The sequence below is a fragment of the Sphingomonas sorbitolis genome, assembly GCF_036663875.1.
Classification (GTDB): domain Bacteria; phylum Pseudomonadota; class Alphaproteobacteria; order Sphingomonadales; family Sphingomonadaceae; genus Sphingomonas.
The window spans coordinates 575,898-601,059 of sequence record NZ_JAXOJS010000002.1 but is presented as its reverse complement, the minus strand read 5'-3'; the positions used below and the strand labels follow the sequence as shown (position 1 = coordinate 601,059).

22 protein-coding genes are annotated in these 25,162 nt (G+C 67.0%); 10 read left to right on the top strand and 12 right to left on the bottom strand.

Annotation, left to right across the window (positions count from 1 at the left end; genetic code table 11):
* Window positions 1–7 precede the first annotated feature (7 nt).
* Window positions 8–1,231, bottom strand: coding sequence for a pepsin/retropepsin-like aspartic protease family protein (locus U1763_RS08080; protein ID WP_332754798.1), 1,224 nt, complete (start codon window positions 1,229–1,231; stop codon window positions 8–10).
* A gap of 594 nt (window positions 1,232–1,825) precedes the next feature.
* The gene (locus U1763_RS08075) at window positions 1,826–3,361 is read right to left on the bottom strand and encodes a TadA family conjugal transfer-associated ATPase (protein ID WP_332754797.1); all 1,536 of its coding nucleotides are present in this window, start codon (window positions 3,359–3,361) and stop codon (window positions 1,826–1,828) included.
* Between the two features lie 145 nt (window positions 3,362–3,506).
* Between U1763_RS08075 and U1763_RS08070 the strand changes: the two genes are divergently transcribed.
* Entirely contained in the window at window positions 3,507–5,009 is a 1,503-nt protein-coding gene (locus tag U1763_RS08070; protein WP_277983402.1) for a S1C family serine protease, read from the top strand.
* Here U1763_RS08070 and ada read toward each other — a convergent pair.
* Window positions 4,985–6,037 (bottom strand): bifunctional DNA-binding transcriptional regulator/O6-methylguanine-DNA methyltransferase Ada, encoded by a 1,053-nt coding sequence (ada, locus tag U1763_RS08065; RefSeq protein WP_332754796.1) that lies wholly within the window; start codon window positions 6,035–6,037, stop codon window positions 4,985–4,987. The genes U1763_RS08070 and ada overlap by 25 nt on opposite strands.
* A 113-nt stretch (window positions 6,038–6,150) precedes the next feature.
* Here ada and U1763_RS08060 point away from each other — a divergent pair, with 113 nt between their 5' ends.
* Window positions 6,151–6,996: an oxidoreductase gene (locus tag U1763_RS08060; protein ID WP_332754795.1), complete on the top strand. Its 846-nt coding sequence runs from the start codon at window positions 6,151–6,153 to the stop codon at window positions 6,994–6,996.
* Between the two features lie 286 nt (window positions 6,997–7,282).
* Here the strand turns inward: U1763_RS08060 and U1763_RS08055 are convergent, their stop codons facing one another.
* Window positions 7,283–7,960 (bottom strand): dienelactone hydrolase family protein, encoded by a 678-nt coding sequence (locus U1763_RS08055; RefSeq protein ID WP_332754794.1) that lies wholly within the window; start codon window positions 7,958–7,960, stop codon window positions 7,283–7,285.
* Between the two features lie 317 nt (window positions 7,961–8,277).
* Here U1763_RS08055 and U1763_RS08050 point away from each other — a divergent pair, with 317 nt between their 5' ends.
* The 6 genes from U1763_RS08050 (at window position 8,278) to U1763_RS08025 (ending at window position 13,798) form a co-directional block, all read left to right on the top strand.
* Entirely contained in the window at window positions 8,278–8,832 is a 555-nt protein-coding gene (locus tag U1763_RS08050) for a F0F1 ATP synthase subunit delta (RefSeq protein ID WP_060527190.1), read from the top strand.
* Between the two features lie 4 nt (window positions 8,833–8,836).
* Window positions 8,837–10,366: a F0F1 ATP synthase subunit alpha gene (atpA, locus tag U1763_RS08045; RefSeq protein ID WP_055873607.1), complete on the top strand. Its 1,530-nt coding sequence runs from the start codon at window positions 8,837–8,839 to the stop codon at window positions 10,364–10,366.
* 100 nt (window positions 10,367–10,466) lie between these two features.
* Window positions 10,467–11,360, top strand: a complete 894-nt coding sequence (locus tag U1763_RS08040; protein WP_056065178.1) for a F0F1 ATP synthase subunit gamma — start codon at window positions 10,467–10,469, stop codon at window positions 11,358–11,360.
* Window positions 11,357–11,938 carry a hypothetical protein gene (locus U1763_RS08035; protein ID WP_332754793.1) on the top strand — a complete coding sequence of 194 codons (582 nt, stop codon included), beginning with the start codon at window positions 11,357–11,359 and terminating at the stop codon, window positions 11,936–11,938. Before U1763_RS08040 ends, U1763_RS08035 begins: the two co-directional genes overlap by 4 nt.
* Window positions 11,939–11,942: 4 nt before the next feature.
* A complete protein-coding gene (gene atpD, locus U1763_RS08030) occupies window positions 11,943–13,427 on the top strand; it encodes a F0F1 ATP synthase subunit beta (protein ID WP_056055325.1) in 1,485 nt (494 codons plus the stop codon).
* A gap of 116 nt (window positions 13,428–13,543) precedes the next feature.
* Window positions 13,544–13,798, top strand: a complete 255-nt coding sequence (locus tag U1763_RS08025; protein WP_056065173.1) for an ATP synthase F1 subunit epsilon — start codon at window positions 13,544–13,546, stop codon at window positions 13,796–13,798.
* Between the two features lie 552 nt (window positions 13,799–14,350).
* Here the strand turns inward: U1763_RS08025 and U1763_RS08020 are convergent.
* Window positions 14,351–16,522, bottom strand: coding sequence for a primosomal protein N' (locus U1763_RS08020; protein ID WP_332754792.1), 2,172 nt, complete (start codon window positions 16,520–16,522; stop codon window positions 14,351–14,353).
* A gap of 87 nt (window positions 16,523–16,609) precedes the next feature.
* Window positions 16,610–18,070, bottom strand: a complete 1,461-nt coding sequence (locus U1763_RS08015; RefSeq protein ID WP_332754791.1) for a sensor domain-containing diguanylate cyclase — start codon at window positions 18,068–18,070, stop codon at window positions 16,610–16,612.
* A gap of 154 nt (window positions 18,071–18,224) precedes the next feature.
* Here U1763_RS08015 and U1763_RS08010 point away from each other — a divergent pair, with 154 nt between their 5' ends.
* Window positions 18,225–19,094 (top strand): tyrosine recombinase XerC, encoded by an 870-nt coding sequence (locus U1763_RS08010; RefSeq protein WP_332754790.1) that lies wholly within the window; start codon window positions 18,225–18,227, stop codon window positions 19,092–19,094.
* Here U1763_RS08010 and U1763_RS08005 read toward each other — a convergent pair whose 3' ends face one another.
* From U1763_RS08005 to rsmI, 4 genes are all read right to left on the bottom strand, one after another.
* Window positions 19,095–19,694: a DedA family protein gene (locus U1763_RS08005; RefSeq protein ID WP_332754789.1), complete on the bottom strand. Its 600-nt coding sequence runs from the start codon at window positions 19,692–19,694 to the stop codon at window positions 19,095–19,097.
* 175 nt (window positions 19,695–19,869) lie between these two features.
* Window positions 19,870–20,823 (bottom strand): glutathione synthase, encoded by a 954-nt coding sequence (gshB, locus tag U1763_RS08000; protein ID WP_332754788.1) that lies wholly within the window; start codon window positions 20,821–20,823, stop codon window positions 19,870–19,872.
* Between the two features lie 175 nt (window positions 20,824–20,998).
* Window positions 20,999–21,325: a YraN family protein gene (locus U1763_RS07995; protein WP_332754787.1), complete on the bottom strand. Its 327-nt coding sequence runs from the start codon at window positions 21,323–21,325 to the stop codon at window positions 20,999–21,001.
* Between the two features lie 143 nt (window positions 21,326–21,468).
* A complete protein-coding gene (gene rsmI / locus U1763_RS07990) occupies window positions 21,469–22,326 on the bottom strand; it encodes a 16S rRNA (cytidine(1402)-2'-O)-methyltransferase (RefSeq protein ID WP_332754786.1) in 858 nt (285 codons plus the stop codon).
* Between rsmI and U1763_RS07985 the strand changes: the two genes are divergently transcribed.
* Window positions 22,325–23,533, top strand: a complete 1,209-nt coding sequence (locus U1763_RS07985) for a penicillin-binding protein activator (protein WP_332754785.1) — start codon at window positions 22,325–22,327, stop codon at window positions 23,531–23,533. The genes rsmI and U1763_RS07985 overlap by 2 nt on opposite strands.
* 202 nt (window positions 23,534–23,735) lie before the next feature.
* On the opposite strand, the gene coaD is transcribed toward U1763_RS07985, so the two are convergent.
* Together coaD and U1763_RS07975 are read right to left on the bottom strand one after the other, a co-directional pair.
* A complete protein-coding gene (gene coaD, locus U1763_RS07980; RefSeq protein ID WP_132736179.1) occupies window positions 23,736–24,242 on the bottom strand; it encodes a pantetheine-phosphate adenylyltransferase in 507 nt (168 codons plus the stop codon).
* Window positions 24,243–24,263: 21 nt separating this feature from the next.
* Window positions 24,264–25,154, bottom strand: coding sequence for a polyprenyl synthetase family protein (locus U1763_RS07975; RefSeq protein WP_132736883.1), 891 nt, complete (start codon window positions 25,152–25,154; stop codon window positions 24,264–24,266).
* Window positions 25,155–25,162: the final 8 nt, after the last annotated feature.

The window sequence follows — 25,162 nt, the reverse complement described above, 5'->3', positions numbered from 1 at the left end:
GGCAGTCCTAATAAAAATGCGTCAGTTCGAGCCGTCGCACAGTGCCGTCGCACAAGCCGAGCGTGACGATCCGACCCGGCGCGCCCGCCGACCATGCCGCGATCGGGCTGGTCGCATAGTCCGCGGCGATCGGCACGCCGTCGATGCTGCAGATCAGATCGCCGTCCTTCCAGCCCGCCGCGGCCGCGGGGCCGCCGCGCATGACATGGAGAACTTTCAGCCGGTCCTTCTCGATGCCGATGAGCAAGCCGCTGGTCGATCGCGGCGGTGGCAGGTCGGCTTTGGGACCGCGGCTGAATACCATCCGCCGTGCGCCGGGGTCGAGCAGCACGCGGTAGTTCTGGAGAAATCCCGAGCCGATCCGGCCTGCGGTGCCGATCGCCTGCGAGAAGCCGCCCGCGGGCTCGATCCGGACTTCGGCCTCGCGCGCAACCATCTCGCCGACGCTAATCTCGGGGACGATCGCGAGGCCGCTGACCGCCGGGCCGGCAAGCCCGAACGAGATCGCGCTGGTCGTGCGCAACGCCTTCAGGTTCGCCGCCTGCCATCCCGCGGCCGTAACGGTGACCGACGAGCCGTCGCCGGTGTCGACCACGATCGGCGCGAGGCGTCTGCCCCCCAGCGTGATCGTGCTTTCGTAGACGCTCCGCTCGGTCGAAACGCGGAGCGGCGCGGTTTCGCCCTTGAACGGCAGGCGCCCTGAGCGGAGCAGGCGAAAGCGCTTGGCGGTATAATCGATGTCGAGCGCGTGGCCGGCGAGCATGTCTGCGCCGACCAGCAGGTCGACGGCTGACATGCTGCCGGTGGCGATCGCGGGCAGGTCGGCGACGGTCACGCCGCCGCCGATCCGCGCAAGACCGCCGAGCGCGATCGTGCGCGTCGGCATCCATCCGAGCGCAACCGATCCGCCGATCGCGGTCGCGCTGCCGCCGGCCATCAGCTTGGCGGTGTCGAGCGCGGGGGAGGCCTTGGCGAGCAAGCTGTAGCTGACGCCGGTGTCGAGGATCGCGGTGACGTCGCGTCCGTCAAGCTGCATCGTGAAGCGGATCTGGTTGCCCGGGGTAAGGTCGAACGGAATCCAGCGCGCCTCGGCATCGGTCGCGAGCCGATAGACGCCGCGATCTCGCGCGGCCGGGGAGATGGCAGGCGCCGTCGCCGATTTCGAGGGCTCGCGCGCCGAGACGAAGAGGACCGCGATCAGCGGGACGAGGGCTAGCAGGGCGCGACGCATGTAGGGGTGTCCCTAGCGGGTCGGTCGCTGCGTACAAGCGGGGGCGGGGCGTGCCCGTAGAAGAAGCTGCCTACCCCTCGCTGCAAGGACGTGACTCGTGGCTAGTGACTAGCGACGGTCCACGCGTCCATGTTCTCCGGCGACGGCAAGAGTCCAGTCTGGGTCCCCGCCTTCGCCGGGAAACAATCTTCTCTCGGTTTGAGCGCGAAAGCCGAATGACAATCCTCCCCCGCAAGGGGGAGGTGGCTGGCGCTTGCCAGTCGGAGGGGGCGGAAAGGAATCCCGTCTGTTGCGCGTCCTCCCCCTCCGTCACCTTCGGCGACACCTCCCCCTGGCGGGGGAGGATCGTTGGGGTTGCACCTTTATATGAGGACGGCAGGCTCGAGGCTGTCGAAACCAACCGGGCAGCTTTCCCGACTATCGAAACCGCGAAGGTGCGCAGCGCCTAGAAAATACTCCACCCCGGCGGAGGCCGGGGCCCAGTTGGGAGACGTCGCCAACTGCGGACTGCGCTTCGTTATTACCACCTTGCCGACTGGGCCCCGGCCTTCGCCGGGGTGGTATTGGGAGGTTAAGGGCGCCAAAAAAAACGCCTTACAGGCACGCCTCCAGATACGCCTGGTCGAACCCGAACTGCTTGGCCTTCTCCAGCGTATACGGCCGCAACCCCATCGACCGGTATTCCCCCAGGATCTTCCCGTCCGCCGACTCGTCCATGTATTCGAACTTGAACAGCTCCTGCGTGACGATCACCGGGCCTTCCATGCCGATCACCTCGGTAATGTTCGTGACGCGTCGCGAACCGTCGCGCAGGCGCTTCACCTGGATGATCAGCTCGACCGAGTCCGCGATCTGCCGCGAGATGGCTTCCTTCGGCACCTTGATGTCCGACATCATCACCATGTTCTCCATACGCGCGAGCGCCTCGCGCGGGGAGTTGGCGTGGAGCGTGCACATCGAGCCATCGTGACCGGTGTTCATCGCCGCGAGCATGTCGAAACACTCGGAGCCACGAATTTCGCCCAGGATGATCCGGTCAGGCCGCATACGCAGCGCGTTCTTGACGAGATCGCGGATCGAGATCTCGCCCTGACCCTCCAGATTGGCCGGCCGCGTTTCGAGCGGCAGCCAGTGCGGCTGTTGCAGGCGAAGTTCGGCGGCATCCTCGATCGTCAGCACGCGCTCGCCGGGGTCGATCATCTTCGACAACGCGTTGAGCATCGTCGTCTTGCCCGAACCGGTACCGCCGGAGATGACCACGTTGAATCGCGACGCCCCTGCGATCTTCAGCGCGGTCGCCATCTTCGGCGACATCGATCCGAACCCCGCCATCATGTCGAGCGTGATCGGCTTGGCCGAGAATTTACGAATCGAGATCGCCGTCCCACGCAGCGACAGCGGCGGCACGATCACGTTGACGCGCGAGCCGTCCTTGAGGCGCGCATCGGCGAGCGGCGAAGTCTGGTCGACGCGACGCCCGACCGAGTTCACGATCCGCTGCGCGATCTGGAACAGATGCTCCTCGTCGCGGAACTGGATCGGCGCGAGCTCGAGCTTGCCCTTGCGCTCGACGTACGTCTGCTCCGGCCCGTTCACCATGATGTCGGTGATGTTCGGATCCGCCAGCAGCTCCTCCAACGGCCCGAGCCCGAGCAGTTCGTCGACCAGCACTTTTTCCAGCGCGAACTGTTCGCGGCGGTTGAGCGTCAGCTTCAGTTCGGCGAGCACTTCGCCGATGATCGGGCGGAATTCCTCGGCGAGTTCGTCCTTGCCGAGCGTCGCTGCCGCCTCAGGATCGACGCGTTCGAGCAGGCGCGGGAGTACCTGTTCCTTGATCTTGTGGATCGACTGCTCGAAACCCTCGACGCGGCTGTTGCCCGCCTCGCCGCTCGCGTTCTGGCGGTCGGACAGGCGCTGCATCGCGTCCATCTGCGTGCCGGGCATCGTGCCGGGGCCGAAGCCGTCGGATTCGCCGGGCATCGGCATCGATTCGATCGGTGGGAATTGCGACCCGCCCTCGGGCTCGGATCGCGGCGCGGGGCCGCCGCCTTGCATAGGACGGGCGACGCCGAATGCGGGCCGAGCCGCTTGCCCCCCGCTCATGCCATTACGACGCCCGAATGCACTCATGCCCAAATCCCCGGATAAGTGCAGACAGGGTTAAGCGCGAAGGCTTGATAATTCGCTAACCAAACCGGAATGGTGCCGGAGTGGTGGGTGTCGTCGGATCGGCTGCAGGGTTGATCGCGGTCGAGAACTCCCCGAAGGCTGGGGAATGATCCGCCTGCTGCTCCTTCTCGCGCTGACTTTCGGGTTGGCGAGCTCCGCGTCTGCCGACGACATCGCCGCCACCGGGCGCGGCGTGGTGCGCGTCGTGACGATCGCGGTGGTCGACGATCAGGTGGTCGGTTTCGGTCATGGCAGCGGCTTCGCGATCGCGCCCAACCGCATCGTCACCAACGCGCACGTCGTCGATCTCGCCGAGCGCTATCCCGATAATGTCGTCGTCGGGATCGTCCCCACGGAGGGGACCAAGTCGTATCAGGGCAAGGTGATCGCCTATGATTCGCAGCGCGATCTGGCGCTGATCGAGTTCACCGGCGCGCGCCTGCCGCCAAGCGCGCTCTATACCGGGCCGATGAGCGAGGGCGATGCGGTGGTGTCGCTCGGCTTCCCCGGCAATGTCGACCTGGCGACCGCGCGGTCGGCGGCGGATTACATTCGGCCGATGACACCGGTGCGGTCGGAGGGTGTGCTCTCCGGGCGGCGCGTGCTGAGCAGCGTCGAGGTCTTGCTCCATACCGCCAGCATCGCACGGGGCAATTCGGGCGGGCCTTTGCTCGATCGCTGCGGCCGAATAATCGGCGTGAACTCGGCGATCACGCGCGGCGAAGAGGGCGATTCGACATTCGGCTTCGCGATTGCGGATACCGAGCTGGCGGGCTTCCTGCACGACGCGAAACAGCCCTACGCGTCGATCGGCACGGGCTGTACGTCGATCGAGGATCGGTTGCGGCAGGATAGCGACGCGGACGCGCGCGCCACCGCCGATGCGGCGTCCGCCAAGCGCGACGCGGCGACGCAGGACGCGATGGCGCGCGAGGTTGCGCTGGAGAAGGCGCGGACCGAGGCGTCGCGCAGCCGCGAGAACGTGATGGCGATCGCCGGGCTGTTGCTGGTGGCGGGTGCGCTGGTGATCGGGAGCGCGGGGCTGCTCGAATCGCGCGGCCAGCGAAGGCAGGCAGTGTGGGCGCTGGGCGTCGGCGGTCTGAGCGTGCTGGTCGCGATCGTCGTGTTCGTGTTGCGGCCATCGGGCGAGGTCGACGTGCCGCTGTCGGCGCTGCCGAAGACGCGGATCTCGACGCCCGATGCGGCGCTCGGCAAGCTGATGTGCACGCTGATCCCCGAGCGCAGCCGCATCACGATCTCGTCCAGCGACGACGTGCCGATCGACTGGGGCGCGAAGGGCTGCGTCAACGGCAAGACGCAATATGTCGAGGCGAACGGGCGATGGGACCGCGTGCTGGTGCCCGATGCCGAGCAGACCGTGTCCGTCCTGTCGTTCGATCCGGCGACGCGCGTCTATTCGAACACGCGCTATCTGCTGTCGGCGGCGGGAATGACCGCGGCGCGGACCGCGCGCGGTGTCGTGCCTAACGTCTGCAACATGGACGATGCGGCGCTGGGTCGGCTTGCGGGCCAGCAGGCGGCGGTGCGTGCGGTGTTGCCGCCGCTGCCGAACGAGAAGCTCGTCTATTCCTGCAAGTCGGCGCGCTGAGCTTCGGAGGCTAGGAGAGCACGTTTGCGGTCGAGCCCATAGGCATAGCCGCCAAGCGCACCACCGATCCGCTGCGCACGGTGGCAGGGGATGACGATCGACACCGGGTTCTGGCCGCAGGCGGTGCCGGCCGCGCGGACCGCGGCGGGGCGTCCGGCAAGCGCAGCGAGTTCGCTGTAGGTGCGGGTTTCGCCGATCGGGATGGTCCGCAAGGCTTGCCAGATCGCCTCCTGGAAGGCGGTGCCGCGGACGTCCAGCGGGAGGTCTTGGTCGCGCTTGGGGGATTCGACGGCGGCAACCACCTGCGCGGCTAGGTTGGCGAGCGCCGCGTCGCCCGGTTCTATCGTGGCGTTGGGGAAGCGGCGGCGGAGGTCTTCGGCATCTTCATCGAACGACACGCGACACAGGCCCTTGTCGGTGGCGGCGACGAACAGTGCGCCGAGGCTCGTGTCGGCGACCGTCCACCGGATCATGACGCCTTCGCCGCCGCGTGCCCAGGCGCTGGGCGCCATGCCGAGCCGTTTCGCGTCGGCCTCGTAGAAGCGGCTGGGGGCGGAATAGCCGGCGTCGTAGATCGCTTCGGTCACGGTCGAGTCCTCCGATAGAGCATTGGCCGCGCGGCCGGTGCGGAGCGCACGCGCGTAGGCGGCGGGGGTGACGCCGGTGGCGCGTTTGAACAGGCGGTGGAAATGATGTGGCGCGTAACCGACCTTGGCCGCGACTTGGTCCAGCGAAAGCCGGTCTTCGGCGGCTTCGAGCAGCGCGGTGGCGGCGGCGACGGCGATGCGGTCGCGGCCGACCTCGTCCGGGGTACAGCGCAGGCACGCGCGGAAACCGGCGGCGCGGGCGCTTGGCGGGTCGGGGTGGAAGGTGACGTTCTCGCGCTTAGGGTGGCGCGCGGGGCAGCTTGGCTTGCAGTAGATGCCGGTGGTTTTGACGCCGACGACGAACCGGCCGTCCCACCCGCGGTCGCGGGTTTCGAACGCTGTCCAGGCGATGTCGGTGTCGAGGGCAGGGGCGGTGGTCATCGCGTAGTTATAGGCGCTGTCGCCGCGCGTGCATCCCGTGGCTTGCGGTCAAAGCGGAGCCAATCGCCGGGCCAGCCGTTCCTCCACGCATACCCCATAACGAAAGATGTCTCATGGCCTCCGACACGCCCGTCTGGTTCATTTCCGGCTGCTCGACCGGTTTCGGTCGCGAACTTGCCAAGCTCGTGCTCGCGCGAGGTTGGCGTGCCGTCGTTACCGCGCGGGATGCGGGCCGTGTTGCCGATCTGGCGGAGGGTGCGGAGGATCGTGCGCTGGCGGTGTCGCTCGACGTGACGGAGCAGGCGCAGATCGACGATGCGGTCGCGCAGGCTAAGACCAAGTTCGGGCGGATCGACGTGCTCGTGAACAATGCGGGATACGGCTATCAGGCGTCGGTCGAGGAGGGCGAGGAGTCCGAAATCCGTGCGCAGTTCGATGCGAACGTGTTCGGGTTGTTCGCGCTGACTCGCGCGGTGCTGCCGGTGATGCGCGCGCAGAAGAGCGGGCATGTGATCAACATCACCTCGGTCGCGGCCCAGGTTGGGTTCCCGGGGTCGGGCTATTACGCCGCGTCGAAACACGCGGTCGAGGGGTGGTCGGACGCGCTGCTCGCCGAGGTGAAGCCGCTCGGGATCAACGTGACGTGCGTTGAGCCGGGACCGTTCCGGACGGATTGGGCCGGGCGTTCATTGAAGCAGACGCCGGTGAAGATCGCCGACTATGCGGACACGGCGGGTAAGCGGCTCGACGGAACGCGCGAGGTGAGCGGGACTCAGGCGGGTGACCCGGTGCGGGCCGGCGAGGCTATGATTGCGCTGACCGAGAACGCGAACCCGCCGCGGCATCTGGTGCTGGGCGCTTGGGGGTATGATGCTGTGACGAAGAAGCTGGCGGAGCGGTTGAAGGAGATCGAGGCGCATAAGGAGGACAGCCTTGGGGCTGATTTCCCGGGCGAGTGACCTCGACCGAGCGGCAAAGAATTGTTTCCCCGCGAAGGCGGGGACCCAGACTGGGCTCCCGCCTTCGCGGGAGAACAAGGAAGTAAGGGGTGGCCTTCGCGTCTGAAGTGCCGGCCTGCGCCGAGGCCTTCGACTGTCCTTTAGCCCCTCTACCAGAGCCACCACCCCGGCGAAGGCCGGGGTCCAATTGAGGGACGTTGCTAACGGAGCGCATCCCTCAATTATTGCCACCTTTCCAATTGGGCCCCGGCCTTCGCCGGGGTGGTGCCAAAGGGAATGAAGTGGCTCAGCCGCCGTTAGCGCGGAACAGGTCTAGCGTGCGTTGTTTGGCCAAGTCCGCGCTCGGCTCGTGGTAATCCTTCCGGCGGTCCGAATTGAACCCGTGGCCCGCCTCGTAGACGTACACCGTCGCGTTCGGCCAATCCTTCGCGATCACCTGCTCGACGCCCTCCATCGGGATACCGTGGTCGTGGCGACCGAAGTGCAGGATCACCGGAACCTTCGGCTCCTCGTCCGCCGCGGCGGGGATCATGCTACCGTAATAGCCGCTCGCCGCCGCGACGCCGGTCAGCTTGGTCGAGGCAAACCACGCGACCGAGCCGCCATAGCAATAGCCGACCACGAACACCGGCCCGGCGGGGGCGAGCGTGTCGATGCAGGTCTGGACGTCCTTCAGCGACAGGTCGAACGGGTGAAGCTGGCGCGCGAGTTCGACGCCGCGGGCGAGGCCCTCGCCCGAATAGTCCGCCTCGAAGCCTGGGTGTTCGCGGTCGAACAGGGCGGGGGCCAGGACCTCGTAACCGTCGGCGGCGTATTCGTCGCAGAGGTCGCGGATGTGGTCGGTTACGCCGAAAATCTCCTGCACGAGCACGAGGCCACCGCGGCGTTCGCCGGTCGGCTGCGCGTGATAGACCGCGACGCTCGCGCCGTCGGACATCGTCATCGTTTCCATCGTGCCGGTCATTCTCTCGTCCTCGTCGATTGGTCGTAACGCCTGTCCAATACCGTCATTCCCGCGGAGGTGGGAACCCATAGTGGCAGGCCGTGCGGCGAAAGCGCTGGGTCCGTAGGATATCGATTCCCGCCTTCGCGAGGATGACATAGGAACGGTGGCCGGCTCGACACGAATGACAAAACAGTCACAAACCCACCGCCCTGACCCTCCCGCCGGGTTGCCAATCCGACAACCCGATGCTAACCGCGCCGCGTCCCAGGAGAGGTGCTTTCGCGCCCTCTCTTCCTTTGGGTCGGTTATTCGTTGCAGGCGAGGATAGAGGTTCCGTGGAGACATCCGGCGGTATTCAGGCGAGCTTAGGCGGGCGTTATGCGCTGGCCCTGTTCGAACTCGCGCGTGACGCGAAGACGATCGATGCGGTCGAGTCGAGCCTGGCGAACGTGCGCGACGCGCTCGCGCAGTCCGAGGACTTCCGCAATCTGACGGTGAGCCCGATGGTCTCGCGTGGCGCCGCCGTGAAGGCGGTCTCCGCGGTCGCCGACGAACTCGGCGTCGATGCGACCACCAAGAGCTTCCTCGGCGTGCTTGCCGAGAACCACCGGCTCGGCGCGCTGCCGAAGATCATCAAGGCATTCCGGACACTTGCCGCGCAGCATCGCGGCGAGATCGCCGCCGAGGTGACGTCCGCGCATCCGCTGACCGACGAGCAGGTGATCGAGCTGAAGCATCAGCTCCGCCAGCGGGTCGGCCGTGAAGTTTCCGTCGACCTCAGCGTCGACCCATCGTTGCTGGGTGGACTCGTCGTCCGCGTCGGCAGCCAGATGATCGATTCGTCGATCAAGACGCGTCTCAACACTCTCGCGCACGCGATGAAGGGCTAAGCTAATGGATATCCGCGCCGCAGAAATCTCGAAGATCATCAAGGATCAGATCGCCAATTTCGGCACCGAGGCCCAGGTCAGCGAGACCGGCCAGGTGCTGAGCGTCGGCGACGGCATCGCGCGCATCTTCGGCCTCGACAACGTCCAGGCCGGCGAGATGGTCGAATTCTCGAACGGCGTGCAGGGCATGGCGCTCAACCTCGAGGCCGATAACGTCGGCGTCGTGATCTTCGGGAGCGATTCCGAGATCAAGGAAGGCGACATCGTCAAGCGCACCGGCACGATCGTCGACGTGCCGATCGGCAAGGAGCTGCTCGGCCGCGTGGTCGACGGCCTCGGCAACCCGATCGACGGCAAGGGCCCGATCCACACCACCGAGCGCAGCCGCGTCGAAGTGAAGGCGCCGGGCATCATCCCGCGTCAGTCGGTCAGTGAGCCGGTCCAGACCGGCCTGAAGGCGATCGACGCACTCGTTCCCGTCGGCCGCGGCCAGCGCGAGCTGATCATCGGTGATCGCCAGACCGGCAAGTCCGCCGTCGCGATCGACGCGTTCATCAACCAGAAGATCGCCAACGCCGGCGACGACGAGTCGAAGAAGCTGTATTGCGTCTATGTCGCGATCGGCCAGAAGCGCTCGACCGTCGCCCAGCTGGTCAAGACGCTCGAAGAGAACGGCGCGATGGAATACACCATCGTCATCGCCGCGACCGCGTCGGACCCTGCACCGCTGCAGTATCTCGCGCCCTACACCGGCGTCGCGATGGGCGAGTATTTCCGCGATCGCGGCATGCACGCGCTGATCTGCTACGACGATCTGTCGAAGCAGGCCGTCGCCTATCGCCAGATGTCGCTGCTGCTGCGTCGTCCTCCCGGCCGTGAAGCGTATCCGGGCGACGTGTTCTATCTCCACAGCCGCCTGCTCGAGCGTGCGGCGAAGATGTCGGACGCGAACGGCGGCGGCTCGCTGACCGCGCTGCCGATCATCGAGACTCAGGCGGGCGACGTTTCGGCGTACATCCCGACCAACGTGATCTCGATCACCGACGGCCAGATCTTCCTCGAGACCGACCTGTTCTTCTCGGGCGTGCGCCCGGCGATCAACGTCGGCCTGTCGGTGAGCCGCGTCGGTTCGGCGGCTCAGACCAAGGCGATGAAGAAGGTGTCGGGCTCGATCAAGCTCGAGCTGGCGCAGTACCGCGAGATGGCGGCGTTCGCGCAGTTCGGGTCGGATCTCGACGCGTCGACGCAGAAGCTGCTCAACCGTGGTGCTCGCCTGACCGAGCTGCTGAAGCAGGCCCAGTTCTCGCCGCTGCCGTTCGAAGAGCAGACCGTGTCGATCTTCGCCGGCACCAGCGGCTATCTCGACAAGGTGCCGGTCGCCGACGTGACCCGCTACGAGCAGGCGCTGCTGGCCGACATGCGCGCGAACCATGCCGACGTGCTGAAGCTGATCCGCGATACCCGCGACCTGGGTAACGAGGCGAAGGACAAGCTGAAGGCAGCGCTCGAAGCGTTCGCGAAGACGTTTGCATAATTGACCGTCACCCCAGCGAAAGCTGGGGTCTCAGGCCGCTAGCGAGCGGTCTGCGGCACGAGGTCCCAGCGTTCGCTGGGATGACGAGGTAGGAAACTAAATGGCGTCGTTGAAAGCCCTCAAGATCCGCATCGGCTCGGTGAAGTCGACGCAGAAGATCACCAAGGCGATGAAGATGGTCGCCGCTGCCAAACTGCGCCGTGCGCAGGACGCGGCGGTCGCCGGGCGTCCGTATGCCGAGCGCCTCGAAGCGGTGATGGCGAGCCTTGCGGGGCGAGTCGGCATCGCGCCGGGCGCCTCGCCGCTGCTCGCGGGCACCGGCAAGGACCAGGTCCACCTGATCGTCATCGCGACGTCGGAGCGTGGCTTGGCCGGTGCGTTCAACACCAACATCGTCCGCGCGGCGCGCCGCAAGGCTGAGGAACTGATCGCGGCGGGCAAGACGGTGAAGTTCTACGTCGCCGGCAAGAAGGGGCGCGTGATCAAGCGCTTCTTCCCGAACGACATCCTCGCCGATCACGAGATGGGCCAGATCAAGCGGCTCGCGTTCAGCGACGCGCAGGAAATCTCCGAGGACCTGATCAAGCGCTTCGGCGAAGGCCAGTTCGACGTCGCGCACCTGTTCTACGCGAAGTTCGTCTCGGCGCTGGTGCAGGTCCCGACCGGCATCCAGATCATCCCGATCCCGCTCTCGGCGATCCCCGGCGCGGAAGCCAAGCCGGGCGCGCCAGCAGAGGCCGTGGTCGAGTATGAGCCTGACGAGGAAGCGATCCTCGCCGACCTGTTGCCGCGCAACGTCGCGATCCAGATTTTCCGCGCGCTGCTCGAAAACGCAGCGTCGGAGCAGGGCTCGCGCATGAACGCGATGGACAACGCCACGCGCAATGCCGGCGACATGATCACGCGTCTCTCGATCCAGTATAACCGTACGCGTCAGGCTGCGATCACGACCGAGCTGGTCGAGATCATCTCGGGTGCCGAAGCGCTGAAATGAAGTTCGCGGTCGCCCTGACCCTGACTGTGATGCTGGCAGGCTGCGGCAAGCCGGCACCGTCGGTGCGCGAGCAGGAGGCGGCGCAGACCGCCTCCGTCGCGACGCTGTCGGGCTGGGACCGGCTGTTCGGCGCTCCCCAGGAGACGATCGGCGCGATCAATCAGGCGGGCTTCGCGGTGAGCGAGTATGCGGCGAAGGACGGTGGCTTCATCGCGACCGGCCAGCCGCGGATGTTCTCCAATTCCAACGCGGCCAAGCCCAACACGACCTCGGTCGCTGTTACCGGCAAGACCGCCGCGGCGATCGACACAGTGACCTACACGCTGACGCTGACCGATCTGGTCGATGCGACCACCGCACGGATGCGGCTCGCGCAGACCGTCGGCGAGTTTCTCGGCCGCTTCAAGATCAAGGCGTCGCCCGACCTCTTACGGGCGATCCGTCTCGGCCAGCCGCTCGATGCTGCGCCCGCCAAGGTCGCGATCGTCCCTGCTACCAACACCACGCCGGCGCGCGTGGACGTGACTTTTACCCGTTCTCCGGCTACCAGCCCGGCCAACAACAAGACCCAAGGATAGTGTGATGGCAACCGCCGCTGAAGACATCCGCCCGACCGAGGGCAGCTCGAAGGCCACGAACAACACCGGCCGCATCTCGCAGGTGATCGGTGCCGTCGTCGACGTGCATTTTCCCGACAACCTGCCCGCCATTCTGTCGGCGCTCGAAACCGACAATAACGGCAACCGGCTCGTGCTTGAAGTCGCGCAGCATCTCGGCGAGAACACCGTTCGCACGATTGCGATGGACGCCACCGAGGGTCTGACCCGCGGCCAGACCGTCACCGACACCGGCTCGCAGATCCGCGTGCCGGTCGGCCCGAAGACGCTCGGCCGCATTCTCAACGTCATCGGCGAGCCGATCGACGAGCGCGGTCCGGTCGGCGCAGAGACGACCGCCCCGATCCATGCCTCGGCACCGCTGTTCGTCGACCAGTCGACCGAGAGCGCGATCCTGGTCACCGGCATCAAGGTCATCGATCTGCTCGCGCCATACGCGAAGGGCGGCAAGATCGGTCTGTTTGGCGGCGCCGGCGTCGGCAAGACCGTGCTGATCCAGGAACTGATCAACAACATCGCCAAGGGTCACGGCGGCACCTCGGTGTTCGCGGGCGTCGGCGAGCGTACCCGCGAGGGTAACGATCTGTACCACGAGTTCCTCGACGCGGGCGTGATCGCCAAGGATGCCGACGGCAATCCGCAGTCGGAAGGCTCGAAGGTCGCGCTGGTATTCGGCCAGATGAACGAGCCGCCAGGCGCACGCGCCCGCGTCGCGCTGTCGGGCCTGACGATCGCCGAGTATTTCCGCGACGTCGAAGGCCAGGATGTGCTGTTCTTCGTCGACAACATCTTCCGCTTCACGCAGGCGGGCGCAGAGGTTTCGGCACTGCTCGGTCGCATCCCGTCGGCGGTAGGCTATCAGCCGACGCTGTCGACCGACATGGGCGCGCTGCAGGAGCGCATCACGTCGACCAACAAGGGCTCGATCACCTCGGTGCAGGCCGTGTACGTTCCCGCAGACGATCTCACCGATCCGGCACCGGCGACGTCGTTCGCTCACTTGGATGCCACGACCAACCTCAACCGCGCGATCTCGGAGCTGGGCATCTACCCGGCGGTCGATCCGCTCGATTCCACCTCGCGTCTGCTCGAGCCCCGCGTCGTCGGTCAGGAGCATTACGACACCGCGCGTGCCGTCCAGTCGACGCTACAGAAGTACAAGTCGCTGCAGGACATCATCGCGATTCTCGGCATGGACGAGCTGTCGGAAGAGGATAAGCTCACCGTCCAGCGTGCGCGTAAGATCCAGAAGTTCCTGAGCCAGCCGTTCCACGTCGCCGAGGTCTTCACCGGCATCAGCGGCAAGTTCGTCCAGCTCGAGGATACGGTCCGGTCGTTCAAGGCGGTGGTCGAGGGCGAGTATGATCACTTGCCAGAGGCGGCGTTCTACATGGTTGGCGGCATCGACGAAGCCGTCGCCAAGGCCGAGAAGATGGCTTCCGAGGCTTAAGCTTAGCTCCCTCCCCTATAGGGGAGGGTTGGGGTGGGGCCTGACCGCGAGCGTCGCGCCTGCCGCACTCCCCCACCCCAACCCTCCCCTGAAGGGGAGGGAGTGAGAAGATAGACATGCTGCATTTCGAACTCGTCACGCCAGAAAAGCTCGTCCGCTCGGAGGAGGTCTACATGGTCGTCGTCCCCGGCACCGAAGGCGATTTCGGCGTCCTCGAAGGCCACGCGCCCTTCATGTCGACGGTCCGCGACGGAGGCGTGCAGATCTTCCGCACGCAGAACGGCACCCCCGAGGTCATCGCGATCAAGGGCGGTTTCGCCGAGGTCAACGCCAAGGGCCTGACCGTCCTCGCCGAACACGCCGGCGAGTAAGCGCATCTAATAAGACTGTTTCCCCGCGAAGGCAGGGACCCAGACTGGGCACCCGCCTTCGCGGGTGAACAAACTGCCTCGATTTGAGCCGGCGAACGCTCCCTCAAACCGTCATCCCAGCGAAAGCTGGGATCTCCCCGTTCCGGGTCGCAGCGCCCGCCCCGATGATATCCCAGCTTCCGCTGGGAAGACGGTCGTGAAAGGGGACGCGCTCCAAAGAAAATATGCAGGCAGACGTCTACCGGCGTGCGAGCTTGCGTCGGCCAGCCGCGCCCCTCAAACCGTCATCCCAGCGAAAGCTGGGATCTCCCCGTTCCGGGTCGCAGCACCCGCCCCGATGATATCCCAGCGTTCGCCGGGATGACGGTCGTGAGAGGGGACGCGCTCCAAAGAAAATATGCAGGCAGACGTCTATCGGCTTGCGAGCTTGCGCCGGCCAGCCGCGCCCCGCCAGTCCGTCATCCCAGCGAAAGCTGGGATCTCCCCGTTCCGGGTCGCAGCACCCGCCACAATGATATCCCAGCCTTCGCTGGGATGACGGGTGGGGCGCCGTTACAGGAAATTATACGGGTCGACGTCCACCGTCACGCGAACCTTCGACGGCCAGTCCAGCTTCCCCAGCCATTCCCGGATGACATCCTGCACATCAAGCGCCCGCCGCGCATGGACCAGCAGCCGGTACCGGTGCCGCCCCCGCAGCATCGCCAGCGGCGCTGGCGCAGGCCCATACACGTGCATCCCCTCGACCTCAGGCGCACTCCGCCCCACCAGCTTGGCCGTATCGTGCGCGCACCCCTGGTCCTCCGACGACACCACGATCGCGGCGTAGCGCCCGAACGGCGGCGCCCCCGCATCCTTCCGCGCGTCCGTTTCCGCCGCATAGAATGCATCCGCATCGCCGGTGATCAGCGCCTGCATCACCTGCGCCCCCGGACTATGCGTCTGGATGAACACGTGGCCGGGTTTCTCGCCGCGCCCCGCACGCCCCGACACCTGCCGAATCTGCTGGAACGTGCGCTCGGCCGCGCGCAGGTCGCCCCCGTCGAGCCCGAGATCCGCATCGACCACGCCGACCAAGGTGAGGTTCGGAAAGTGATACCCCTTCGTCACCAGCTGCGTGCCGACGACGATGTCGATATCCCCCGCCTCCATCCGCCCGACGAACTCCGCCGCCTTGGCCGGCGACCAGATCGTGTCCGACGTTACGACGGCGGTCTTCGCCTCGGGGAACAGCGCCGTCACCTCGTCCGCAATCCGCTCGACCCCCGGTCCGCAGGCGACCAGCGTATCCTCGCCCTTGCACTCCGGACACACCCGCGGCGTCGGCTCCGCATGCCCGCAATGGTGGCACGCCAACCGTCGCGTGAGACGGTGCTCGACCATCCAAGCGGTGCAGTTCGGGCACTGGAACCGGTGCCCGCAGGTCCGGCACAACGTCAGCGGCGCATAGCCCCGCCGGTTGAGGAACAGCAGAGACTGCTCGCGCCGCTCCAAGGTCGCCTGCATCGCCTTCACAAGACGCGGTGCGAGCCAGCGTCCACGCTCGGGCGGTTCCTTGATCAGGTCGATAGGCTCGATCGTCGGCATCTCCGCCGCCCCGAACCGCCCCGGCAGTTTCAACTCCGCGTAACGCCCCGTCACGACCTGCTGCCGCGTCTCGATTGCCGGCGTCGCGGAGGCGAGGATGACCGGGCACCCCTCGAACTTGCCGCGCATCACCGCAACGTCGCGCGCGTGATAATGCACGCCCTCTTCCTGCTTGAAGCTGGTCTCATGCGCCTCGTCGACGACGATCAGCCCAAGGTCTCGGTACGGCAGGAACAGCGCCGACCGCGCCCCAACCGTCACCAATGCCTCACCACTGGCAATCGCGCGCCAGGCGCGCCGCCGCTGGGTCGAGCGAAGCCCCGAATGCCATGCGATCGGCTCGCACCCGAACCGGTCGTAGAAGCGCTTCAAGAACGGCTCGGTCAGCGCGATCTCGGGCAGCAGCACCAAGGTCTGCCGCCCGTCGCGGATCGCCTGCGCCACCGCCTCGAAATACACCTCAGTCTTGCCCGACCCGGTGACGCCGTCGAGCAGCGTCGGGTGAAACGCGTGCTCCGCCACCCCCGCAACCAAGGCATCCGCCGCCGCGCGCTGGTCGTCGGACAGGACCGGCTCGTGATGCGACGGATCGGGCGCGGGGTAGGGGGCGTCGATACTCACCTCGACCGCCTCGATCGCACCGACCTTCACCAGCCCGCGGATCACCGCATCGCTGACCTCCGCCAGCGTGGCAAGCTCGCGGATCAGGCCCTGGCGATCACCGATCCGCTCCAACGCCTGCTCACGCTGCGGCGTAAGGCGAGGCGGCACGACTCCCGTCGAACGATACTCGATAGCCGTCCGCGCGCCTTCTAGCGCCGACGTAGAGGCCAGCGTCATCCGCAACACCGACGCCGCGGGCGCGAGGTAATAGTCCGCAGTCCACTCGACCAGCCGCCGCAGCGGCGCGCCCAAGGGCGGCACGTCGGCGACCGCGAGCAGGTTGCGCAACCGGTTGTCGCCGACCTCCGCATCCGACGGCATCCGCTCCGCCTCCCACACCACGCCGAGCAGTTGCCGGGGCCCGAGCGGCGCGACGACGATCGAGCCCGGCCCGACGTCCATGCCGGCAGGCACGCGGTAGTCGAGCGGCCCGAGGGCGGCGTTGAGGATCAGGACACGGGCGCGGGACGACATCGTCTCGGTATATGGGGACAGATCGACTCCGCGTGAACCGCCTACGCGACCTGTGCGTCACACCGGCCTGGAAGGCGGCGCCGAGAGCTAGGCCGCGGTCTTTCGATCGGAGCGTCGGCGCTCGCCGACCCGCTCGCGTTTCGCCTGATACAGGATCGTATCGGCGCGGTGGACGAAATCGCGGATCGTGTGACAGTCGTGATCGAGCATCGCGATCCCGACCGTGCCGGCACTGACCATCGCCAGTCCGCCCATCGCGATCGGAAAGCGCAGCGCCTCCTCGAGTCGCCGGCGGACGTGGCTCATCGAGGTGGCCAGCACCGGATCGTCGACGATCACCGCGAACTCGTCGCCGCCGAGCCGTGCGGCAAAGCTGCCCTTGAGCCACGGCGCTTCGAGCACGCGTCCGACTCCGCGCAACACGTCGTCGCCCGCGGTATGGCCGAGCGTATCGTTGATCGCCTTGAACCCATCGAGATCGACCAGCGCCAGCAACAGCGGCGTGCCCTGTTCGTGCGCGCGGAGCATCGCGGTGTCCAGCGCACGATCGAACGCAGCCCGGTTGGCGATTCCCGTCAGCGAATCGGTGTCCGCGGTGCGGCGCAGCGTCACTTCGAGCGCGTGGCGTTCGGTCACGTCCTGGAACACGCCGACCAGCGCGGCGGGCGTGTCACCGCCGCCCTCGCATTCGCCCATCACGCGGACCCGGCGCAGTTCACCCTGCGCGGTGGTGAAATCGACCTCGATATCGAGCGGTGCCCCGGTCTCGACCGCGCGCGCCAACCCGGCGCTGATCTCCGCGCGCGCATGCGGGGGATAGAAATCCATCGCCGTCGCCATCGTCGGCCGCTCGGACATCGGCAGGCCGTAGATGTGATAGACGCCGTCCGACCATTCGATATCGTCGTTGGCGAAATTGACGCGCCACGATCCGAACGCCGCCATCCGCTCCGCCTGGCGAAAGATCCGGTCCTGCCGAGCCAGCGCGGCGGCCTGCCGGTCGGCGATGGTCGCGATCGTTATCGCCTGATGCGCGGCGGCGCGCGCCGCGATCGTCGTCTCGGCCAGCGTCGCCAAATGCTGCAGCGCGCGCCGTCCGGCGTCGCTGAGGCTACGCGGGGCGGTATCGATGATGCATAGCGCGCCGATCGCGTGACGCTCGCCGGTGCCGTCGATCGCGTGGATCGGCGCGCCCGCATAAAAGCGCAGGCCGTTGTCGGGAACGACCATCGGGTTCGACTCGAATCGCGGGTCGAGCGTCATGTCGTCGATGACCAGCGGACCGCTGCCCCGGATCGTGTGCGCACACATGCCGACGTCGCGCGCGATCTCGCCCCGCGCGCCGGTGTTCGATGCCTTGATCCAGAGCCGGTCGGAGTCGACCAGCGTCAACATCGCGGTCGGGCAATTGAGCATCTCTGCGGCCAGCGCCACCAGCGCATCGAAATCGCGCTCGGGTTCGCTATCCAGCAGCGCGAGCGCGTGCAGCGCGGCTAACCGCCGTGTCTCGTCCGCGAACATGTCGGCCGGGGGCAGTGCTGAGGACATGATGTTTCTAATAAAGCGAGGGCGTTAATTTTCTTTGCCGGTTCCAGCGGATACTGTCCACCGCATGACCATCGCCATCCCCCCGTCTACAGTCTTGCTGCCGCGCGATGGGTCGACATCCGATGATGTTGATTCTTACAATAAGCCGCCATCAATGCTCTGGAGCGACCATTTGGCCCGCGATCGGCGTCGATCGGTCCATACGGTGCGCGCCTACCAGGCGACGGCCGAGCGATTGACCGCGTTCCTGCAGACGCATTGGGGCGAGCGCATCGACCGCGCCGACCTCGCTCGGGTGACGGCGTCCGATCTCCGCGCCTATCTCGCCGACCGCCGCGAACACGGGCTCGGCAACGCGTCCGCCGCGCGCGAATTGTCGGCGGTGCGCGGGTTCCTGGCCTGGGCTAACGACCGCGCCGAGCAACCGCGGATGCGCGGGCCGCGCGTCAAGACCGGCGTGCCGCGGCCGATCTCGCCGACCGAAGCCGTCGCGCTGGCCGAGGAGGTGGCGGACGATGCGACCGAGCCGTGGATCGGCGCGCGGGACTGGGCGGTGCTGATGCTGCTGTACGGCGCAGGGCTGCGGATCGGCGAGGCGCTGACGTTGCGCGGCGATATCCTCCCGCTCGGCGAGACGATCCGGGTGACGGGTAAGCGCGCCAAGACCCGCATCGTACCGCTGTTGCCGCAGGTCCGCGCGGCGATCGAGGCCTATATCGCGCAGACGCCGTGGCCGGTCTCGCGCGACGAACCGCTGTTCCGCGGCGCGAAGGGTGGTCCGCTGTCGCCGGTCATGATCCGTCGTGCGGTACAGGCGGCACGGACCCGACTGGGGCTGGGCGATCGGACGACGCCGCACGCGTTGCGCCACAGTTTCGCGACTCACCTATTGGGGCGCGGGGCGGACCTGCGCGCGCTCCAGGAGCTGCTCGGGCATGCGAGCCTCAGTTCGACGCAGGTCTATACGCAGGTCGATGCCGCACACCTGATGGACGTCTACCGCAACGCGCACCCCAGGGCCTGATTACCCCTTCGGCTTCCACGTCACGACGCGCCAGCCATAGCCGAGGAGGATGACCACGAACGTCGCCACCGCAACCGGCCCGACATAGCGGTCGAGTTCCTCGAAATGCGAGCCGAGCAAGATGCCGGCGTAGGCGAGCACGGTATTCCAGATCGCGCTGCCCGCCGCAGTCCAGATCACGAACTGCCAGATCGGCATCCGCGTCATCCCCGCGGGCAGCGAGATGACGGTGCGGAAGGTCGGCATGAAGCGGAACACGAAGATCACCCACCCGCCGCGCTTCATGAAGAAGCGGTGGATCTTCTCGACGTCGGACCATTCCATCGTCAGCCAGCGCCCGTTGCGTTCGATGAACGGGCGAAAGCGTTCGTAGCCGATGTTGCGGCCGATATAATACCAGAAGTAATTGCCGACCACCGACCCCGCGGTGCCCCAGGCAATCAGCGGAACGACGGTCATGTCGCCGCGCGCGACCGCCATGCCGCCGAGCCCCATGATGACTTCGGACGGCACCGGCGGCACGATATTCTCGAGCGCCATCAACAGGAAGATACCGAAATATCCGCCCCAGGCGATCAGATCGAGGATGAATGCGGTCATGGGAATGAGATACTGCCGGGACGCTGGATGGGTTCCGCGAGGCGTTCCACCATTGCACCACCCCGGCGAAGGCCGGGGCCCAATTGGGGGACGGTTACGACGGAGGGCGGCGCTCCGTTACTACGACCTTTCCAATTGGGCCCCGGCCTTCGCCGGGGTGGTGTTTTTGGAAAGGCTATCGCGCCGCGACCTTCGCCTCGATCGCATCCCAGATCATGCCGGCGACATCGGTCCCATCGAACTTCTCGATCGCGACGATCCCGGTCGGCGACGTCACGTTGATCTCGGTCAGCCAAGTCCCCCCGATCACATCGATTCCGACGAACAACAGCCCGCGCTTCTTGAGCTCCGGCCCGAGCACCGCGCAGATCTCGCGCTCCTTGTCGGTCAGTTCCGACTTCTCCGCCGAGCCACCGACCGCGAGGTTCGAACGGATCTCGCCTTCGCCCGGCAGGCGGTTGATCGCGCCCGCGACTTCGCCGTCGATCAGCACGATCCGCTTGTCGCCCTTCGCGACGTCGGGGAGGAACGCCTGCACCATGTGCGGCTCGCGCCAGGTCATGTTGAAGACCTCCATCAGCGCCGACAGGTTCGCGCCGTCCGACTCGACCTTGAAGATCGCCTTGCCGCCATTGCCGTGGAGCGGCTTGATGACGATCGCGCCGTGCTCGGCGAGGAATTTCCGCGCCTCGTCGAGTGAGCGCGTGACGAGCGTCGGCGGCATGAACTGGGGGTAATCGAGCACGAACACCTTCTCGGGCGCATTCCGCACCTGCGCAGGGTCGTTCACGACGAGCGTCTTGTCGGCGATCCGCTCGAGCAGGTGCGTTGCGGTGATGTAGCCGAGATCGAACGGGGGATCCTGCCGCATCAGCACGACGTCGGCCTCGTCGCCGAGATCGAGGTTCACCGGTTCGCCAACCGAGAAGTGGTCGCCGACCACGCGCTGCACCGTGACCGGATGCGCCTTCGCCCAGACCCGGCCGTCGCGGTAGTTCAGGTCCTCGGCCGAATAATGGAAGAGCGTGTGGCCACGATCTTGCGCGGAGAGCATCAGCGCGAACGTCGAATCGCCGGCGATGTTGATGCTGTCGAGCGGGTCCATCTGGACGGCGACGGTGAGGCTCATTCTCGCATTCCTTCCATGCACCCCAATTCCGTCACCCCAGCGGAAGCTGGGGTCTCTCCGTAACTGGGAGACCCCAGCGTCCGCTGGGGTGACGGGTCGGGGTGGTTCGGATCGGGACTTAGGAAGGCGGGCGGGATTTGTCACCCATGCTCGCCTGATCCCCCGCCCGAACCCGTCACCCAATCCACGCGTTCTCGATATGCCGCGGCCGCGTCCCCGGCGCGAGCAGGATCACGTCGACTCGGATATCGTCGCCCGGTCCGGCATAGCGAGACATCAGATACTCCGCCGCTGCGGCGACGCGGGCGAGGCGGCGCTCGTCGATCGCGAAGTCAAGTTCGGCAGCGGTCGCGCGGGTTTTTACCTCGACGAATGCGATGAGGTTTCCCTTGCGCGCCACCAGATCGACTTCGCCGGCGGGAGTCCGCACGCGGCGATCGAGGATGCTCCAACCCTTGAGGCGCAGCCACCACCCCGCCAGCCGCTCGCCGCGCTTCCGCAACCTGGCGGTCGAGCATGTTCCCCTTCCGCTTGCGGGAGGGGCTAGGGGAGGGCGGGGGCGACACGTCCGTGACATGCCCTCCCCCAACCCCTCCCGCAAGCGGGAGGGGAGAGCGGCCTGCTCTCCGCGAGCGGGGGAAGAGATCAGGGCTTCGGCTTCAGTTCCAGCGCCCGCGCGTAGAGCGCCTTCCGGTCGAGCCCGAGCTTCTTCGCCACCTCGCTCGCCGCCTGCCCAGTCGACAGTCGCGTCAACGCCTCGACCAGCGCCGCGTCACCATCCTCCGCGCTCGCCGGCGGCGCTTCACCCGGCGGTGCGACGACGATCACGATTTCCCCGCGCGGCGGCGCGTCCGCATAGCGCTCGGCCAAAGTCGACAGCGTCCCCGTCACCGCCTCCTCGAACTTCTTGCTGATCTCGCGAGTCACCGCCGCCTCGCGGTCGCCGAGCCCCTCCAACAGCGCCGCCAGACACGCCCCCAACCGCGGCCCCGACTCGTACATCACGAGGGTCGCGCGGATCGTCGCCACCTCCGCGATAGCCTCCGCCCGCGCGTGCAGCTTCGACGGCAGGAACCCCACGAACAGGAACCGGTCGGTCGGCAGGCCCGCCAGCGTCAGCGCGGCGACGGCAGCACAAGGGCCGGGAATCGTCACCACCAGGTGCCCCGCCGCGCGCGCATCGCGCACCAGCTTGAAGCCCGGGTCGGAAATCAGCGGCGTCCCCGCATCCGACACCAGCGCCACCGCCTGCGTCGCCATCCGCGCGATCAACGCCGGGCGCACACCCTCCGCGCTGTGGTCGTGATACGGCACCATCGGCGTTTTCGTGCCGATATGGCGGAGCAGACCGGCGGTCACGCGGCTGTCCTCGACCGCGATCACGTCGGCGCGGCGGAGGATGTCGGCGGCGCGCGGCGACAGATCGCCAAGATTGCCGATCGGGGTCGCGACGATGTAGAGGCCGGGATCGAGAAGAGATTCAGGGTTCATGGGGATGGTCATGGCAGACGCGACGACGATAGGGCAACCGGGACGGCACCGCGCATTCGGCCGGTGGGTGGCACTGGGTGCGGCGTGCCTGCTTGGCGCATGTCAGACGATCGTCCCGCGCGGACCGGTCGAGCCGTCGCAGCAGCGCCCGACCACGCGTCCCGTCGATCGTCCTGAGATTGGTGTCGAGACCGGTATCCCGCGCGATGCCGAGCGTAACCGCGTCGCGCTGCTCGTGCCGCTGTCGGGCAGCAATGCCGGCGTCGGCACCTCGATCGCCAACGCGACGATGCTCGCGCTGCTCGACACGCAGAACCAGCGTGTCCGGATCACCAACTACGACACCGCGACCGGTGCCGCCGCCGCCGCGCAGCGCGCGATCGCGGAAGGCGCGCAACTGATCCTCGGCCCATTGCTCGCCGACGACGTCCGCGCCGTCGCGCCGATCGCGCGCGCAGCGAACATTCCGGTGCTCAGCTTCTCCAACGATCTCGGCGTGGCGGGCAACGGCGCCTACCTGATGGGCTATGTCCCGACCCAGTCGATCGCGCGCGTCGTCGATTTCGCGCGGACACGCGGCGTCAGCAATTTCGCCGGCCTCGTCCCCAACGGCCTGTACGGTGAGCGCGCGTCAACCGCGTTCCTCCGCGCGGTCGAAGGCGCCGGTGGCCAGGTCGTCTCGCTCCAGACCTACGCGCGCGGTCCCGGGGGCATTTCGGGTGCGGTCACGCGGTTGGCCGCAAAGGCCCCTTATGACGCGGTGTTGATTGCCGACGGAGGCGCCACCGCAGCCTCGGCGGCAGCGATGGTCAAGCGCGGCGGCGGTGCGTCGACGCGCATCCTCGGCACCGAACTCTGGAATTCCGACACCAGCATCGCCGCCAAGCCCGCACTGTCCGGCGCCTGGTACGCCAGCGTCTCCGACACGCTGTATCGCCAATACGCCGCCAAATACCGCGCACGCTTCGGCGCCGGGCCATACCGCCTGTCGAGCCTCGGCTATGATTCGGTCCTGCTGACGGTCCGCATCGCGCGCGATTGGAAGCCCGGCACGCCGTTCCCGGTCAACCGCCTGCGCGACGGCGACGGCTTTGCGGGCATCGACGGCGCGTTCCGCTTCGGCCGCGACAACGTCGCCGAGCGCGCGCTGGAAGTGAAGGAAATCCGCGGTGGTACGACGACGGTGGTCTCGCCCGCTCCGACCGGCTTCGGGAAATAAGCTGCGGGTTTTGAGGCAGCAGCAATCCCAGGATCGGCGCCGTCAGCCCGGACTGGGGCGGCAGTTTTCCCGACCGGCCAGGCAAAGCGTGTTTCCCCGCGAAGGCGGGGACCCAGTCTGGGCTCCCGCCTTCGCGGGAGAACATGGTGGCGGGCGTAGCCAATTCGGTGGCGCGGATCTGACCGTCGGTCCGCCGACCTGATCAGCTCCCCTTGCGGCCGATCTTCTCGACCCGCGCGACGACCTCTTCGCGCACAGCCTCGGGCACGAACTTGGCGATGTTGCCGCCGTACAACGCGATTTCCTTGACCAGCCGGCTCGCGATCGGCTGCAGCGCGACATCGGCCATCAGGAACACCGTCTCGACGCGCGGATTGATCTGCTGGTTCATCCCCGCCATCTGATACTCGTATTCGAAGTCGGCGACCGCGCGCAGGCCCCGGACGATCACCTTCGCCCCCTGCCGCTCGGCAAAGTCCATCAGCAGCGAATCGAACTCGACGACTTCGATATCGCCGCCGATCCCCGCGACCTCGCGGCGCACCGTCGCCATCCGCTCCTCGATCGTGAACATCGGCGACTTCGACGGGTTGGTCGTCACCCCGATCACCAGCCGGTCGACCAGCTTCGCGCCGCGTCGGATGATGTCCATATGGCCCAACGTGACCGGATCGAACGTGCCTGGATAGACACCAATGCGTGCGGTCATGTTGAACTCCCGGTTGTACGCTTAGCGGTCGCGTTCGAGCACGAAACGGGCGATATCCCGCAACAGATCGGCTTCCTTGCCATAGCTATGGAGGTGCGCGATCGCCTGGTCGACCAGCATCCGCGCCTGTTCGCGCGCGCGCTCGGGTCCGAGCAGCGACAGGAACGTCTCCTTGCCCGCAACCTCGTCCTTGCGCAGCGACTTGCCGACGACCGCCTCGTCGCCCTCTGCATCGAGCAGATCGTCGGCGATCTGGAACGCAAGCCCCAGGTCATGCGCATAGCCGCGCAGACCGACCCGGCCCTCCGGCGGCAACCGCCCGAGGATCGCGCCGGCCTCGACCGACGCCGAGATCAGCGCCCCCGTCTTCATCTGCTGCAACCGCGTGACGGTGTTCAGGTCGAAGCGCGTGCTTTCCGCCTCGATATCCATCTTCTGCCCGCCCGCCATGCCGTTCGGCCCGGCAGCGCGCGCGAGGTCGGTCACCAGCTCGATGCGCACGAACGGATCGGGATGCGTCGCCGGATCGGCGAGGATCTCGAACGCCAGCGCATGCAGGCAGTCACCCGCAAGGATCGCGGTCGCCTCGTCGAACACCTTGTGGACGGTCGGCTTGCCGCGGCGCATGTCGTCATTGTCCATCGACGGCAGGTCGTCATGGATCAGCGAATAGACGTGGATCGCCTCCAGCGCGGTCGCTGCCCGCGCCGAACATTCGTGCGCGACGTCGAACAGATTGGCTGTCGCGAACACGAGCAGCGGGCGCAACCGCTTGCCGCCACCGATCGCGGCATGCCGCATCGCCCGGTACAGGTCGCCGCGCGGATCGTCGGGGATCGCCAGCAACTGGTCGAACTGCCGGTCGATCTCGGCCGCGACGTCGGCGAGCGCGGCATCCAGCGTGACGGGCATCTGGCTCA

What these genes read in the sequence shown, in the direction of transcription:
- U1763_RS08080 (WP_332754798.1), bottom strand. Translation starts at nt 1,231, where the DNA reads ATGCGTCGCGCCCTGCTAGCCCTCGTCCCGCTGATCGCGGTCCTCTTC.
- U1763_RS08075 (WP_332754797.1), bottom strand. Translation starts at nt 3,361, where the DNA reads ATGAGTGCATTCGGGCGTCGTAATGGCATGAGCGGGGGGCAAGCGGCT.
- U1763_RS08070 (WP_277983402.1), top strand. Translation starts at nt 3,507, where the DNA reads ATGATCCGCCTGCTGCTCCTTCTCGCGCTGACTTTCGGGTTGGCGAGC.
- ada (WP_332754796.1), bottom strand. Translation starts at nt 6,037, where the DNA reads ATGACCACCGCCCCTGCCCTCGACACCGACATCGCCTGGACAGCGTTC.
- U1763_RS08060 (WP_332754795.1), top strand. Translation starts at nt 6,151, where the DNA reads ATGGCCTCCGACACGCCCGTCTGGTTCATTTCCGGCTGCTCGACCGGT.
- U1763_RS08055 (WP_332754794.1), bottom strand. Translation starts at nt 7,960, where the DNA reads ATGACCGGCACGATGGAAACGATGACGATGTCCGACGGCGCGAGCGTC.
- atpA (WP_055873607.1), top strand. Translation starts at nt 8,837, where the DNA reads ATGGATATCCGCGCCGCAGAAATCTCGAAGATCATCAAGGATCAGATC.
- U1763_RS08040 (WP_056065178.1), top strand. Translation starts at nt 10,467, where the DNA reads ATGGCGTCGTTGAAAGCCCTCAAGATCCGCATCGGCTCGGTGAAGTCG.
- U1763_RS08035 (WP_332754793.1), top strand. Translation starts at nt 11,357, where the DNA reads ATGAAGTTCGCGGTCGCCCTGACCCTGACTGTGATGCTGGCAGGCTGC.
- atpD (WP_056055325.1), top strand. Translation starts at nt 11,943, where the DNA reads ATGGCAACCGCCGCTGAAGACATCCGCCCGACCGAGGGCAGCTCGAAG.
- U1763_RS08025 (WP_056065173.1), top strand. Translation starts at nt 13,544, where the DNA reads ATGCTGCATTTCGAACTCGTCACGCCAGAAAAGCTCGTCCGCTCGGAG.
- U1763_RS08020 (WP_332754792.1), bottom strand. Translation starts at nt 16,522, where the DNA reads ATGTCGTCCCGCGCCCGTGTCCTGATCCTCAACGCCGCCCTCGGGCCG.
- U1763_RS08015 (WP_332754791.1), bottom strand. Translation starts at nt 18,070, where the DNA reads ATGTCCTCAGCACTGCCCCCGGCCGACATGTTCGCGGACGAGACACGG.
- U1763_RS08010 (WP_332754790.1), top strand. Translation starts at nt 18,225, where the DNA reads ATGCTCTGGAGCGACCATTTGGCCCGCGATCGGCGTCGATCGGTCCAT.
- U1763_RS08005 (WP_332754789.1), bottom strand. Translation starts at nt 19,694, where the DNA reads ATGACCGCATTCATCCTCGATCTGATCGCCTGGGGCGGATATTTCGGT.
- gshB (WP_332754788.1), bottom strand. Translation starts at nt 20,823, where the DNA reads ATGAGCCTCACCGTCGCCGTCCAGATGGACCCGCTCGACAGCATCAAC.
- U1763_RS07985 (WP_332754785.1), top strand. Translation starts at nt 22,325, where the DNA reads ATGGCAGACGCGACGACGATAGGGCAACCGGGACGGCACCGCGCATTC.
- rsmI (WP_332754786.1), bottom strand. Translation starts at nt 22,326, where the DNA reads ATGACCATCCCCATGAACCCTGAATCTCTTCTCGATCCCGGCCTCTAC.
- coaD (WP_132736179.1), bottom strand. Translation starts at nt 24,242, where the DNA reads ATGACCGCACGCATTGGTGTCTATCCAGGCACGTTCGATCCGGTCACG.
- U1763_RS07975 (WP_132736883.1), bottom strand. Translation starts at nt 25,154, where the DNA reads ATGCCCGTCACGCTGGATGCCGCGCTCGCCGACGTCGCGGCCGAGATC.